Source organism: Paenibacillus sp. DP01 (assembly GCF_044784315.1).
Taxonomy (GTDB): Bacteria; Bacillota; Bacilli; order Paenibacillales; family Paenibacillaceae; genus Paenibacillus; species Paenibacillus polymyxa.
On the sequence record NZ_CP173059.1, the window covers coordinates 5276009 to 5290100 of the forward strand.

Annotated in this window: 13 protein-coding genes and 1 riboswitch; all 13 genes read right to left on the reverse strand. The window is 48.9% G+C overall.

The window, feature by feature from the left end; genetic code table 11:
- Positions 1–121 precede the first annotated feature (121 nt).
- Positions 122–1387, reverse strand: a complete 1266-nt coding sequence (locus tag ACH59B_RS23210; protein ID WP_045244657.1) for an ABC transporter substrate-binding protein — start codon at positions 1385–1387, stop codon at positions 122–124.
- A 15-nt stretch (positions 1388–1402) separates the two neighbouring features.
- Positions 1403–2239 carry a carbohydrate ABC transporter permease gene (locus ACH59B_RS23215; protein WP_016822878.1) on the reverse strand — a complete coding sequence of 279 codons (837 nt, stop codon included), beginning with the start codon at positions 2237–2239 and terminating at the stop codon, positions 1403–1405.
- Positions 2239–3120: a carbohydrate ABC transporter permease gene (locus tag ACH59B_RS23220; RefSeq protein ID WP_016822877.1), complete on the reverse strand. Its 882-nt coding sequence runs from the start codon at positions 3118–3120 to the stop codon at positions 2239–2241. Before ACH59B_RS23220 ends, ACH59B_RS23215 begins: the two co-directional genes overlap by 1 nt.
- A 178-nt stretch (positions 3121–3298) precedes the next feature.
- Positions 3299–4549, reverse strand: coding sequence for a serine hydroxymethyltransferase (gene glyA / locus ACH59B_RS23225; protein WP_016324828.1), 1251 nt, complete (start codon positions 4547–4549; stop codon positions 3299–3301).
- Positions 4550–4670: 121 nt separating this feature from the next.
- Complete coding sequence (locus tag ACH59B_RS23230) at positions 4671–5258, reverse strand: TIGR01440 family protein (protein WP_016822875.1); 588 nt, start codon at positions 5256–5258, stop codon at positions 4671–4673.
- A 207-nt stretch (positions 5259–5465) separates the two neighbouring features.
- Positions 5466–5547: riboswitch (ZMP/ZTP riboswitch) on the reverse strand.
- Positions 5548–5625: 78 nt separating this feature from the next.
- Positions 5626–6210, reverse strand: coding sequence for a low molecular weight protein arginine phosphatase (locus ACH59B_RS23235; RefSeq protein ID WP_019688822.1), 585 nt, complete (start codon positions 6208–6210; stop codon positions 5626–5628).
- An 85-nt stretch (positions 6211–6295) separates the two neighbouring features.
- On the reverse strand, positions 6296–6856 hold the full coding sequence (locus ACH59B_RS23240) for a manganese efflux pump MntP family protein (protein WP_016822873.1): 561 nt from the start codon (positions 6854–6856) through the stop codon (positions 6296–6298).
- 143 nt (positions 6857–6999) lie between these two features.
- Positions 7000–8283, reverse strand: coding sequence for an L-threonylcarbamoyladenylate synthase (locus ACH59B_RS23245; protein ID WP_318300746.1), 1284 nt, complete (start codon positions 8281–8283; stop codon positions 7000–7002).
- A 179-nt stretch (positions 8284–8462) separates the two neighbouring features.
- Complete coding sequence (gene spoIIR / locus ACH59B_RS23250; RefSeq protein WP_016822871.1) at positions 8463–9155, reverse strand: stage II sporulation protein R; 693 nt, start codon at positions 9153–9155, stop codon at positions 8463–8465.
- Positions 9156–9370: 215 nt separating this feature from the next.
- Positions 9371–10564, reverse strand: a complete 1194-nt coding sequence (locus ACH59B_RS23255) for an FtsW/RodA/SpoVE family cell cycle protein (RefSeq protein ID WP_013373452.1) — start codon at positions 10562–10564, stop codon at positions 9371–9373.
- Between the two features lie 75 nt (positions 10565–10639).
- Positions 10640–11539: a peptide chain release factor N(5)-glutamine methyltransferase gene (prmC, locus tag ACH59B_RS23260; RefSeq protein ID WP_404302783.1), complete on the reverse strand. Its 900-nt coding sequence runs from the start codon at positions 11537–11539 to the stop codon at positions 10640–10642.
- A gap of 3 nt (positions 11540–11542) precedes the next feature.
- Entirely contained in the window at positions 11543–12610 is a 1068-nt protein-coding gene (prfA, locus tag ACH59B_RS23265; RefSeq protein WP_013373454.1) for a peptide chain release factor 1, read from the reverse strand.
- Between the two features lie 335 nt (positions 12611–12945).
- Positions 12946–14046, reverse strand: a complete 1101-nt coding sequence (ychF, locus tag ACH59B_RS23270) for a redox-regulated ATPase YchF (RefSeq protein WP_016822869.1) — start codon at positions 14044–14046, stop codon at positions 12946–12948.
- Positions 14047–14092: the final 46 nt, after the last annotated feature.

Sequence of the window (14092 nt, forward strand, 5' to 3'; positions counted from 1 at the left end):
GTGTGACTTTTGTCATATGAAATCATACTAAAAAGGCTCTGACGGTCCTTGACCGTCAAAGCCTACCAGTTCTAAACTTCCTGCCTGAGATATAGCCTCTGCTATCCCACGCATATATTCTTTATCTATACTTAAGATTATCCCACGCTCCCTGAAATTGCTGAAGCATTTCGTCCTTCGTAATAACGCCTGCGATATAGGCTTGCATACTACTGCTTAAATCCTGATTTAGCCCCTTTGGAAAGCGCTGGAAGTTCCAGCTCCATATCTTGCCTTCCTTCACGTGCCGAGATATTTCCGCACCCAAATCACCTGTGGTCTCGTCACTGGACGTGATACTTTTGAAGGCAGGAACGAACTTAAACTCCTTGGTAATATAATGCTTGCCTGTTTCTGATGTGACCAGCCAGTTGAGAAATTCCTTTGCCTCCTGCTTCACAGGCGAGTTTTTGTTGACAACCCAGTTCGAGGCCACTCCCACAGCCAGTTTGTCTCCAGTGGAAGAATTATTGTCTATAGGCGTAGGAAGAATACCCAAATTCAAGTTAGGATTAATTCCATCTATTTGCGGCTGCGTCCAGTTCCCCTGGTGCATCATAGCGGCCTTGCCTGTTGAAAACAGTGTCACTTGTGTATTGTAGTCCGTCGTGAGCGGATTGGGGTTTCCATATTTTAAAGTCAGGTCAAGCAACTTCACCCACTGATCGAACACGGGGTTACCAGGAATGCGAGCAGTTCCTTGGTTTAAATCCGCAACGTAGCTCTCCGGGTTCGGCTGTCTGGCAAAGGGGATATTGATAAAATGGTTTCCCAGAACCCACCATTCTGCATAGCCGTTAGCAAAAGGGATAATCCCTGCTGCTTTCAGTCGCTTGGCTGCTTCCTCCAATTCATCTAACGTCTGAGGCAATTTGGTTATACCCGCTTTTTTGAACAAATCCTTATTATAAACAAAACCAAATCCCTCCAGGTTCATAGGCTGTCCATAAATCTTACCGTTAACCGTCATCGGCTTACGGGCGAAATCGTCCAGGTCCTTCACCCATGGCTGATCCGACAAATCCTCCAGATACTCAAACCACGTATCGCGATCCTGGTAACCCTCATTCGTGAAAATGTCCGGCTGATCGCCTGAGGCGAATTTAGCCTTCAACGAAGCAGCGTAGTCCGTACCCCCACCGACAGATTGAATATCCAGCTTGATACCAGGGTGCGTTCTTTCATACTCAGCCTTCAGTTTGTTCAACGGTTCCGAAATCTCCACTTTGAATTGATAAATGTGTATCGTTTTGGTCCCACTCTGTTGAGCCTTTGTATTACCACAACCTGCAAGCATACACGTAAGCAGCAACATCAGGGAGATGACAAGCAGCACTGTCTTTTTCATCCGATAACCCTCCCATCAGCCTTTAACCGCTCCGGCCGCAATGCCAGAAACGATGTATTTTTGCATCACCAGAAAAAACACAACGATTGGCGTGATTCCGAGCACCAGTGCAGGCAACGCCAAGTCCCATTGCTTGGTATATTGACCAAACAGCATATAGGTCGCAATCGGAATCGTACGCAGCTCAGGATCATTCAAAATGAGCGAAGGCAGCAGATAATCATTCCAGATCCATAACGTATTCAAAATAAGTACGGTCACGAACATAGGGAGCAACAGTGGACAAACGATGCGAAAGAACACCCCGTAACGAGAGGAACCATCTACTCTCGCCGCTTGCTCAACCTCAATAGGCACCGTTTTAATAAAACCATGAAACAGAAAAACTGATAAAGGCGCTCCAAAACCCAGATAGCACAAAATCAGTCCTAGTATGTTGTTGTTTAGGCTCAATACGTTGGACACTTCCATAAGCGGCAACATAATCGATTGAAAAGGTACGACCATCGCAGCCACAAGTAAACCGAACAGGAACCGATTAAAAAGAGTATCATGCCGAACCATTTGGTAGGCGGCCATCGAGCTGATCAGCAGCAAAAGCGCATTGCTGACGATGGTGACGATCAGTGAATTCCCCAGTGCTGTGGGAAAGTTTATTTTATTCCAGGCGTTAGCATAGTTTTCAAAACGGAAGGTTGTCGGCCACGAAGCGGAATGAGCCAAAATATCTCCAAAAGATTTAACCGAGTTCACGAGCAAAAAATAGAACGGAACTAGAAAGATCAACCCAACCACAATAAGCAATATTTCAGCTACCCATGTGCTTAAACGATAGTTCGATGTTTTTTCCATTACATTTCGACCTCCTTTTTCTTCGTGAGACGCACCTGAATGCTGGTAATGATCGCAACGACCACAAAGAAAATCATAGCCTTAGCAGTTCCCAATCCAAGTCGATTATTTGTAAACGCTTCATTATATATGTCCAACGCTACAGACTCTGTCGCCTTGAATGGTCCACCCTTTGTCAAAGCCAAATTCAGCTCAAATACTTTAAAGGACCAGGATATCGCCAAGAACAAGCAGACGGTCACTGCTGGCATAATAAGCGGCACCACGATATGACGCAAAACCTGTCTTCGGCTCGCACCATCAATTTGGGCTGATTCAATAAGAGCATGTGGGACATTATTTAGAGAGGATATGTAAATAACCATGAGATAACCTGCGTATTGCCAAACAAACACAATGACAGTTCCCCAAAATGCAGTCGGCCCATCACCTAACCACGGCAGTTTGAAAAAAGAAAGCCCTGTGACCTCTCCCACCGCCGAAAAGCCGCGTACAAATATAAATTGCCAGATGAAGCCGAGCAGCAAGCCGCCGATCATATTAGGCATAAAAAATACAGTTCGCAGTGCATTGCGGGTACGCAACGGCTTTGTAAGCGCATAGGCCAGGAAAAAGCCCACCAGGTTAGTTAGAATGACACCACATACGGTAAAGCGGACCGTAAACCAAAATGCATTACGGAAGTCCGGATCATCTTTAAAAATATGAATGTAATTCCCTAGCCCGAGCCATCGGACATGTTCAGATACGCCATCCCAGTTCGTCATGGAATAATACAGCCCCAACAGAAACGGAATGACCATAATTAAGACGAAAAACAACGCCATCGGTCCTACAAATATGAGCTGCTGCAATAATTGCGCGGATTTTCTTTGGCTCAATGCAATCACTCCTTTGTCGTAGATCATGAAGGAAAATGCGCATAAATCCTTACTTTAATCGCTTATTACCCAAAAACGTAAGTTTCGAGTCGTCTGGAATCAAAAAAAGGCTGTTCTCCCTTCGCTAACGAAAGGAAAACAGCCTTATCATATAAAGATTAAAAGGAATGGCGATGAATTAGTATTGTGTTCCTGGATAGATCGGGAACTTGTCTGTCAACTCGCCCACCGCTTGGCTTGCTTTGGACAATACAGTATCATCTTTTGGATTTTTAAGAGTATCAGCAATGATTTTACCGATTTTAACCATAGCCTCTTCATCCATACCACGAGAAGTTGCAGCAGGTGTACCAATACGGATGCCGCTGGTAACGAACGGACTCGTTGGGTCGAAAGGAATAGCATTTTTGTTGACCGTGATACCCACGGAATCCAATACATGCTCCGCTTCCTTACCTGTAATATTCAAATTGCGGGTATCCAACAGCATCAGGTGATTATCCGTACCACCGGATACAATGTTGATCCCCTCTGCCAGCAGTGTCTCAGCCAGCACCTGTGCGTTGCGAACTACGTTTTGCGCATAGGTTTTGAATGATGGCTGGAGCGCTTCACCCAAAGCAACTGCTTTGGACGCGATCACGTGCATCAGTGGTCCTCCTTGAGTACCAGGGAAGATAGCTTTATCAATCGCTTGCGCCCACGCTTTGCGAGTCAGAATTAGGCCCCCACGCGGACCACGCAGCGTTTTGTGTGTCGTTGTTGTCACAAATTGGGCATGAGGAACTGGACTAGGGTGAATCCCTGCTGCCACGAGACCTGCGATATGTGCCATATCCACCATGAATAAAGCACCTACATCATTAGCAATGGAAGCAAAGGCTTCAAAATCGATAGTACGCGGATATGCACTTGCACCAGCTACGATCAGACGAGGGCGGTGCTTGAAGGCTGCTTTGCGCACTTCATCATAGTCGATGCGGAAGTTGTCTTCACGTACACCGTAAGCAGCAAAGTTATACAACAAACCGGAGGCATTAACCGGGCTTCCGTGTGTTAAGTGGCCGCCATGCGCCAGATTCATACCCAGTACAGTATCTCCAGGTTGAAGAGCTGCCAGATATACCGCCATGTTAGCCTGCGCTCCAGAGTGAGGCTGCACGTTCGCATGCTCGGCGCCAAATAGTTCTTTCGCACGGTCACGTGCAATATCTTCGACGATATCTACATGCTCACAGCCACCATAGTAGCGTTTGTTCGGATAACCTTCAGCATATTTATTGGTAAGCACGGAGCCCATGGCTTCCATTACTGCTTCACTGACGATATTCTCAGATGCGATCAGCTCGATATTGTGGCGTTGCCGTTTCAGTTCAAGCCCCATTGCTTCCATCACTGCCGGGTCACTTTTACGCAGATGTTCCATCATGATTGATTACTCCCTCTCCATGGTCAAATTGTTGGGTATACAAGCAAATGCCTGCTCCTCTGTTGGGTACCTCATCATCAATGCAAAAAAGATCAGTACAAACATGCCGACATGCCAAATGCTAATCGCAGTTTCCGCCGGCTTCTTGTTCCAGACTGTACACTGCCCGTTGTCCGCCAATAAGTGGAGGACGAGTGAACGCGGCCGTCACACGTGCTTCACCAATCCAGCGAAGGCTTGGGCGAAACGGAACGGCAATCGGGCGCAAATGCATGCCAATCAGCGTTTCGCCGATGTCTATCCCGGCATGAGCCTGCACATTCGCCGCCAGACACGCATCGTCCATAGAGCGATAGGCAACGGTAGCCATAGAGCCCCCTGCTGTACGAACAGGAACAGCCGCAACCTCCATCAGGCCTAATCGCTCCAGTAGAGAACGTTCAACGACCAGTGCTCGGTTCAAGTGCTCACAGCATTGAAACGCCACATCAAAGCCATACTCTCTGCGAACGGATTCTACTCCAGACAACACTTGCTGAGCCACATCCAGCGCTCCTGCTGTGCCGATCCGACTTCCAGCCACTTCACTCGTGCTTGCGCCAATAACCAGCAGGCGACCAGCTTTAAGACTGGCCACTTCTGCAATTTCCCGCACGACAGAAGCGGTCTGTGCTTCGAGTGAAATCTCATGATCCAATTGTTCTACCATTGGAACCTCCTTTGGTTGAACAGCCTCTCAGAGACTAGGCATGGTCCCATGCCCCAAGTTCAACACACTCTCTCCTGATCACAATCTGACTATATTATAGCCGATGTTTCAGATTTCGAGCAGAAAAAATGGAAGAACAAGAAGGCAACAGAAGATCTGCTGTAGCTCGTATACGAAAAAAGAGCAGTCCACACCTATGTGGAATTGCTCTTTTGCCCAGGCGACCGGCCGTATATCCGATGCTCCATCGTGGTTAATCCCACTTTTGTCGCCAGTTACATCGGATTCTCATTTTTCCACCTTATCTTAACGGATTAACTTTCGAAAATCAACAGATTCCGTACAAAATAGAGGAATGGTACCGACTTTATTCGGAAGATCCCTTTAGCTTGTCCAGCAACTTATGCAAAGCTACACGGATTTCCGCAGCTGTGACATCGTAGTCCTCCCGCGAACCGCCAAACGGATCTGAGATATCGAAGCCCGGAATCCGTTGATGTAATTCAATCATTCGCTCACGTTCCTGCGCTGATAGCTCTTGTCCAAGTGAAGCCATCAACTGCTGTGATGCATACAAACCATCTAACTCCTGTACGTCATTCAGCACTGCGTCCCGGTCCTCCACATATTCCTTCAGCGTAAATACTTTGCCCGCCGTTTGTGGAAACCGTTGAATGACATGCTGTTTATGTCCTTGCGTCAAGGTTAAGATCAGATGTGCCCACTCGGCAAGCCCGTCGCTTAAAGGGGTTGAAGTGATCTGATCGGATATATCGTGATCACGTAGAACCGCCTCTGCATGCCGGGATATCGACGCCCCATCCATCGCAGCTACTCCAGCGGAACGCACTTCCAGTTCCAGTCCATGCTCAGCAGCCAACTTACGCAGCATCCCCTCAGCCATTGGACTGCGACAGGTGTTCCCTGTGCATACAAATAAGATATTCTTCAACGTCTTCACCCCCCGTATGTTGAAAAAATATATAAACAGAGGATTACTCAAATCCTGTATTTATTTTACACTGTCTACGTTAAAATCAAAACATAAACATAAAGCCGAATGCCAGCAAAACGGCACCGCCCACCGCTTCTCCATAATCCCCCAGATTGCGGCTGACCTTGCGCCCCAGTAACAGCCCCAGCATCGCCATCGCTCCCCCGCAAAAACCAAAGGCCAGAACAGTCAGCACCAGGTCACTCTGGAACATCCCCAGGGAAACTCCCACAGAAAATGAGTCAATGCTCACCCCAAGTGCAAATAGCAAAAGACCCAAAGGCGACCGATGATCCAATACGTGTACGCCGTCTCCCTTGAAGGAATTGTACACCATATGCCCGCCCAAAAGGATGAGTAATCCCCCTGCGAAATAGGTCGTCACATGGCCTAATAAAGAACTCATATAATGGCCTGTGAACATTCCCAGCAACGGCATCAGGATGTGAAAAAAACCAATCACAATGCTGATGCGCAGCACGTCTCGCAGGCGTATCCCCTTCATACCGATCCCTACGCCCAGCGACAGCGCATCCATCCCTAGCGCTACCGCCATGATCAGAATCGTTACAACCTGCCCAGCATCGGCAGAGGCTGCCAGCATACTCCATCCCTCCATTATCCGTCTGTTCTTGTACACGTTATGCGGACAAGGGGCAAATCAGTACAAGCAGGTACTGAAAATACCCAAAACAGAGACGAGGAGAGAGGAGGAATTAAAATAAGAGACTCCATACTTTACAGAAGCTACAATCGGTTAATTCGATGACCTGCCGCTTTAAGCAGTCGATTCATGACGGCGTCTCCCAATCCCTTCGGCGGGCAGGCTTCCGCCAAAATGTAGGTGACGCCGTCTTCATCGCAGCGTCGGAGCACGCCATATAGACGCTGCGCTGCCTCATGAAGCGCGTCCAGCTTGCCCAGCGTGTAGACCCGTTCTCCGGCGTAGCCGGCGGCATGGTCGTCGAACGCGAGCACCGCCGTGCGCTCCCCGCGCGCAGCAGCCTCCGCCAACGCAGCGCGAATCCAGCCCGTCACTTCAACAGGCGACGGGCCTTGTACCACGCTCAAGCGGCCTCGCGGCGCGTAGTGCGTATACTTCATGCCCGGCGAGCGTGGCGCCAGGCTGTCGACATCCTGCCCGGACGTGTCAGCCAGCGCCGGGTCCAATACGACGGCGCGAGCAACCGCAGCGAGCTGTTCAGCCGTCACGCCGCCGGGGCGCAGAATGGTGACGGTTCCGTCGTCACCCACTTGCACTACCGTGGACTCCAGTCCCACCCCCGTGGGACCTCCGTCCAAAATACCGCCGATGCGACCCTCCAGGTCCTCCAGCACATGCTGTGCTAGAGTCGGACTGGGTCTTCCCGAGCGGTTGGCGCTTGGTGCAGCCAGCGGACAACCGGCTTCCGTGATCAAGCGCAGCGCGATCGGATGATCCGGCATGCGCACACCGACCGTGTCCAAACCTGCTGTCACACGCGATGACAGTGCCTGCGGCACTACCGGCAATACGAGGGTCAGCGGTCCTGGCCAAAATGCATTCATCAGCGCTCGGGATGTATCGTTAATTTCCGCTACCATGCCTTTTAATTGAGCAGCATCGGAAATATGTACAATGAGCGGGTTATCGGAAGGACGACCTTTAGCAGCAAATACCGCCTCCACCGCTTTCGTGCTGCGTGCATCGGCCCCCAGTCCGTACACGGTTTCCGTAGGGAAGGCTACCGTCTCTCCAGCCTGGAGAAGTACGGCGGCCTCGCGTATGCCCTTTTCCGCTGCGATCAGAGCCTGTCCAGCTGAAAGTTCGTCAGAACCATCCCCGTCAGTGTTGTTCACAGAATCAACGGAATCCACTTTTTCCACCTCAAAAGACGAGATAGCAGATACAGTCGTGCTCTCTACAGGAACCAGACATCTTACATCCCACCAGTGTGTATGAGAAGGCTGTAACGTCTGCTCCTGCTCTGCTATCTCTTTTTTCACAAAACCTACGTGCATGTCATGCATTTGATTCACTTTATCACTCATATCAGATCATCCCATATCTTATTGTCATAAAGGCCATTTCATGGCCCTGATCCCCAAAACCTACTTTAACAAATCAGTTCGATTTGGCTCTGCCCTCTGTATATCTATCGTAAGTTCCATTATAACATATGGGGAAAATTACACTCGTTGTTCTCTTTTCCATAGCACTGACGAAACATTTAGGCAAACAAGCCACTCACCCAGCTCCACAGCCCCGTAAGGGCATCCCACAGGAAAAAACGTACTTCCGGCTCCTTGTCAGCGGCGTTCGTTCGATTGTCTTCATGACTTGTTTTTGCCGATACAGTTTGTGCTGCTGCTTCACCACTGCCTGCATCAATAAAGCACAACGGTGGGAACAGCACACACCACCAATTTTGCCCTTTCCCTTGCCCCAGTGTAACCCGAAGCGCCTCATAATTCCCTGCCGGGTAGACAAGACCACCGTACATTTTCGTCGGAAAAGGTACACTTGCCAGCTCCACCTGATGATCATACGCTATACCGCGAAGAGCCAGTTCTTCACCTACCAAGCGATCAATTTCAGGTAAATGTGCGTCAATCAACACTCTGGCTTGATTTAGGCTTTGTGGATTGTCCAGCTCACCCACCCACGCATTCATCTGCTGCACGATGGCATCCCGTATTTCGCGCTTAACCAACTGATCCTCCGGACGATCTGAATTAGCCAAAATGCGCAGTCGAATGGAATCGTGCGGAATTACCTTCAACCCTGTGGTGGCCACTCCAGATGCTAAAGTTCCTCTTGCCCCCGTGGTCATAGCTGCATCTGTTTTTTGACCTTCCCAAGACATCATTAATATTGAAATACAAAAGAGTATCATTGCAGCTTGCTTTATCCAACTTCTCATCTTCGTCCCCCCAAACCCAAACTCTATCATGTCTATCAGTCTGTCCGGTTTGGGAGAGTCTAAACCTATGAATCTCGTAAAATAATTCAGGCTATTGCAAGCTAGATCGTCACCTAGGGATATAAAAAAGCCCAGATTTCACAATCTGGACTCTTTTGTTGCACCGTTTCAACTCGTAAAAATAACTATTAATATTAAGCCACAACCCACCTGTACTAGGCTTTTTTCGCCTTCGTCAAGCTTACTCTGGAAGGCTGCGGCAGGTCATCCTCTAGCTCCTGACCATGCACCTTAATGCTCATAACTAAGCCAATACTAGCCATGTTAATAAGCAACGAGGTACCGCCATAGCTTATGAACGGGAGCGTAATCCCCGTAAGTGGCATAATGCCCAGAAACGCACCAATGTTCTCAAAAATCTGATATAGCAACATGGACACAATCCCGACAATAATATATGGTCCAGCTCGATCCCGGCATTCCAGCGAAATCAGGATCATTCGATGAATCAAAATAAAATATAGCAACAGCAGAATGGATGAGCCTACAAACCCAAACTCCTCTGCTACAACTACAAAAATAGAATCCGCATAGGTATAGGGAACACGTCCGGACTGTACCGAAGTTCCCTGCAAGAAGCCCTTGCCCATCATTCCGCCAGAAGCTATGGCCAGTTTGGCATTTTTCGTATGATAAGATGCCTTCGCAGTCGCTTCTTCTGGTACCAGCCAAGGGTCTAAACGCTCTACCCAGTGACTACGTCCAATGCCTTTCATAAAGGAATCAATCTCATCATGAAACGAAATATACGCTTTGATCCCGCCACCAACGGCGACTGCAAATACGATAAATCCGATTAGCGCATGGGATGCCTTCACATTACCAATCCATAGCATACCAATGACGATGACAATGTAACCGAGCGCATTACCCAAGTCATTTTGTGCCATGACCATGGCAAATGGGACAAAGCTCACCAGAGCAACTGGAAGGACATCCTGAATAAAATACAGCTTGCTCTTGCGCTTTTTAATCAGCATATACGCCAAAAAAATGATAAGAACCAGCTTGAATACCTCAGCAGGCTGGAGATTTAAGCCACCAATTTTCAAAAAGCCTTGAGAGTTATTAACCGTCCCGCCAAAAAAGCCGAGGATCAGCAGAAATATCCCGCCTCCATATACATACAAGGCTTTTTTAATGAATATCCGAAAATCAACTATCGCTAAACCCAAGATCGCTACAAAGCCCAATATATAATACCCGATCATCTTCTGGTAATCGTTGCCGTGCTCTGCCAAGTTCGTAGGACCCCTACCAGCACTGTATACCGTTATGATACTAATCGCCATGAGCAAAACCAGAATAAAAATAACCGGACCATCAATTTTTTTCAATTTCTGAAGCATGATTTCCCCCTGAGCCGTTTCTCGGTCATACTCCTCTTATTCTAAAGGAAAGACTCGCAAAAAGAAAATGCAGCATTACTCCGAGACGCCTAGGACATGTCGCTCGATCCCCGCAAGGTCAGGAATGATTAGAATGTTCTTCCAATGACCTGCCTGTTCCAGCAGGCCAGCCACGTCTCTGGCCTGTCCCATCCCCAGCTCAAACCCGATTAGCCGGGGTGGGGCCTGAAGGAGCCCCAGCTGCTCCAGCATTGCCCGATACGGGCCAAGCCCGTCAGGACCGCCATCCAGCGCCATTCGCGGCTCATGGTCGCGCACCTCTGGCTGCAAGCCAGCGATGTCAGCAGCCGGGATATATGGCGGGTTGGACACGAGGATGTCCACCGCTGTTCCCGCAAACGGCACCAGTAGATCGCCCTCGCGGAATTCTACGGCTGCGCCGTTTGCGGCGGCGTTCTGGGACGCCATTTCAAGCGCAGCAGCAGAAATATCCCCCGCTGCTACGTGCCAGCGCGGCCGCTCAGCCGCCAGCGTCACGGCAATCGCGCCGCTACCCGTGCCAATGTCGAGCGCGTGCAGAGCACCGCTCGACCACAGCCGGTCGCCGTGCTGGAGTATCGCCTCGACGAGCAGCTCTGTCTCGGGGCGCGGAATCAGCACCGACGGTGAAACCGCGAACGGGCGGCCATAAAATTCCTGCCGTCCGATAATATACTGCGCCGGTTCACCCGCAGCTTTGCGGGCGATGATCCGTTCCCACGTCTCCTTAACGGAGGAAGGGAACGGATCGCCCAGAGCGGCGTAAAACCTCGTACCTTCCAGCCCAAGCACATGTTCCAGCAGCAAGCGGGCATTATGCTGCGGCTCCAACACGCCGCAACTTCCTAAAAAAGAAGAAGCCTCAACTAAGGCTTCTCTGACACTCATGTTCCGTTCCGGCGGCATCCGATACACACAATCGCGTTCGTTCCCCAAAACTTAAACCTCTTGTTCCATCAAATCAGCCTGCTCTGCAATCGTGAGTGCTGATACGATTTCTTCGATCTCTCCGTTCATCACCTGGTCCAGCTTGTGCATGGTCAAACCAATGCGATGATCCGTTACACGGCTTTGCGGGAAGTTGTAAGTACGTATACGCTCACTGCGATCCCCGGTACCTACTTTGCTCTTACGCTCGCCTGCATATTTGGCTTCCTCTTCCTGACGCATCATATCCGAAATACGAGCACGCAAAACTTGCAGCGCCTTCTCCTTGTTGGAGTTCTGGGATTTGCCGTCCTGGCAGGTTGCCACAATACCTGTTGGCATATGCGTTACACGCACCGCCGACTTGGTTGTATTAACGGACTGACCGCCCGCACCGCTGGAGCAGAAAGTATCCACGCGGATATCCTTGTCTAAAATTTCGATATCTACTTCCTCTGCCTCAGGCATCACGGAAACCGTGGAGGTAGACGTATGAATACGTCCGCCAGATTCTGTTGTCGGAATCCGCTGTACACGGTGTGCGCCACTTTCGAATTTCATTTTGCTGTAGGCACCGCGTCCGTTAATCATGAAAATAACCTCTTTAAAGCCTCCAAGGTCATTCATGTTCGCATCCATCAATTCTACACGCCAGCCTTGTGTATCTGCATAACGAGTGTACATCCGGTACAAGTCCGCTGCAAACAGTGCAGCCTCGTCCCCACCCGCAGCACCACGAATTTCGATAATAACGTTCTTATCATCGTTCGGGTCCTTCGGCAGCAGCAAAATGCGGATTTTCTCGTCCAGTTCCCGCTTACGGGCACTCAGCTCTTCGATCTCCATTTTGACCATTTCACGCATCTCGTCGTCAAGCTTTTCAGCCTGCATGGCTTTAGCAGCGTCCAGCTCCTCAACGACAGTTTTATATTCGGTATATGCTTCATAAGCAGGCTGTAAATCAGACTGTTCTTTGGAATAATCTCTAAGTTTTTTGCTATCGTTCGCCACATCCGGATCGCAGAGCAGTTCGCTCAGTTTATCGTAGCGGTCCGCCAATGATTGCAATCGGTCCAACAAGCGATTCACCTCTTCAGTTAAATTAATATGAAACCAGCTTTGAATTCACTGGCTACAGCTCTTTATTATAACAACTAATCGATTAATTAGCTACATAAAATACTTGCTAATTTAGGATTTTGCAAAAATCAACAAATCAATTGAAGTCGAATAAACAATATTCCGCTAAAGATTTGGTAACAAACTCTCAATCAGGAAAAAGGAATACGAATCAAATAAAAAGTCGCCGCCCGGGACAGGCAGCGACTAAGTAAGTTAGTACATGCGGATAACACATATACAATGACCTAATATGTTTGTATATAAACCCTGTTTGCTATACGCCGAGATGCATCCTAAACATTAAAACGGAAATGCATAACGTCTCCGTCCTGCACCACATATTCCTTGCCTTCCAAACGAAGCTGACCACGTTCTTTGGCCCCGTTCATAGATCCAGCAGCGACCAAGTCATCGTAGGATACAACCTCAGCGCGAATAAATCCGCGTTCAAAATCCGAGTGGATTACGCCCGCAGCGCCAGGTGCTTTTGTTCCTTTGTGAATAGTCCATGCGCGTACTTCCTGCACACCTGCTGTGAAATACGTATACAGTCCCAGCAAGCGGTAAGCTGCTTTGATCAGACGGTTCAGACCAGACTCAGCCAGCCCTAGCTCCTCAAGGAACATTGCCTTGTCTTCGCCTTCCAGCTCAGCAATTTCAGCCTCTACTTTGGCACTGATCGGTACCACTTCAGCATTTTCCGCTACTGCAAATTCACGTACCTTTTGCACATATGGATTGCTGTCAGCTTCCGTTACACCATCTTCACTGACATTAGCCGCGTACAATACAGGCTTCATTGTGAGCAAATGAAGGTCGCGTATAATCAGCTTTTCGTCTTCTGACAATTCTACGCTACGTGCAGGTTTGTCGGCATACAGCGATTCCTTGATCCGTTCCAGTACTTCAACCTCTTGGGCATACTGCTTGTTGCCGCCCTTCATGTTCTTACGGGAACGATCAATGCGCTTGTCTACACTTTCGATATCCGCCAGAATCAATTCTAGATTAATCGTCTGAATATCGCTGATTGGATCAATTTTGCCGTCCACATGAGTAATATTCTCATCTTCAAAGCAGCGTACCACATGAACAATGGCATCTACTTCGCGAATATGAGCCAAAAACTTGTTACCCAAACCCTCGCCTTTGCTGGCACCTCGTACAAGCCCTGCAATATCAACAAATTCAAAAGCCGTTGGTACCGTTTTGTTCGGTACTACCAGTTCAGTCAGCTTATCCAGTCGCTCGTCCGGTACTTCAACGACCCCTACATTAGGGTCAATTGTACAAAATGGATAGTTTGCGGATTCCGCCCCCGCCTGCGTTATTGCGTTAAACAGTGTTGATTTGCCCACGTTCGGCAGACCCACGATCCCCGCTTTTAAAGCCATAATCAGAACAACTCCCGTTTATATAAAATATGCGCTATACCCTCTG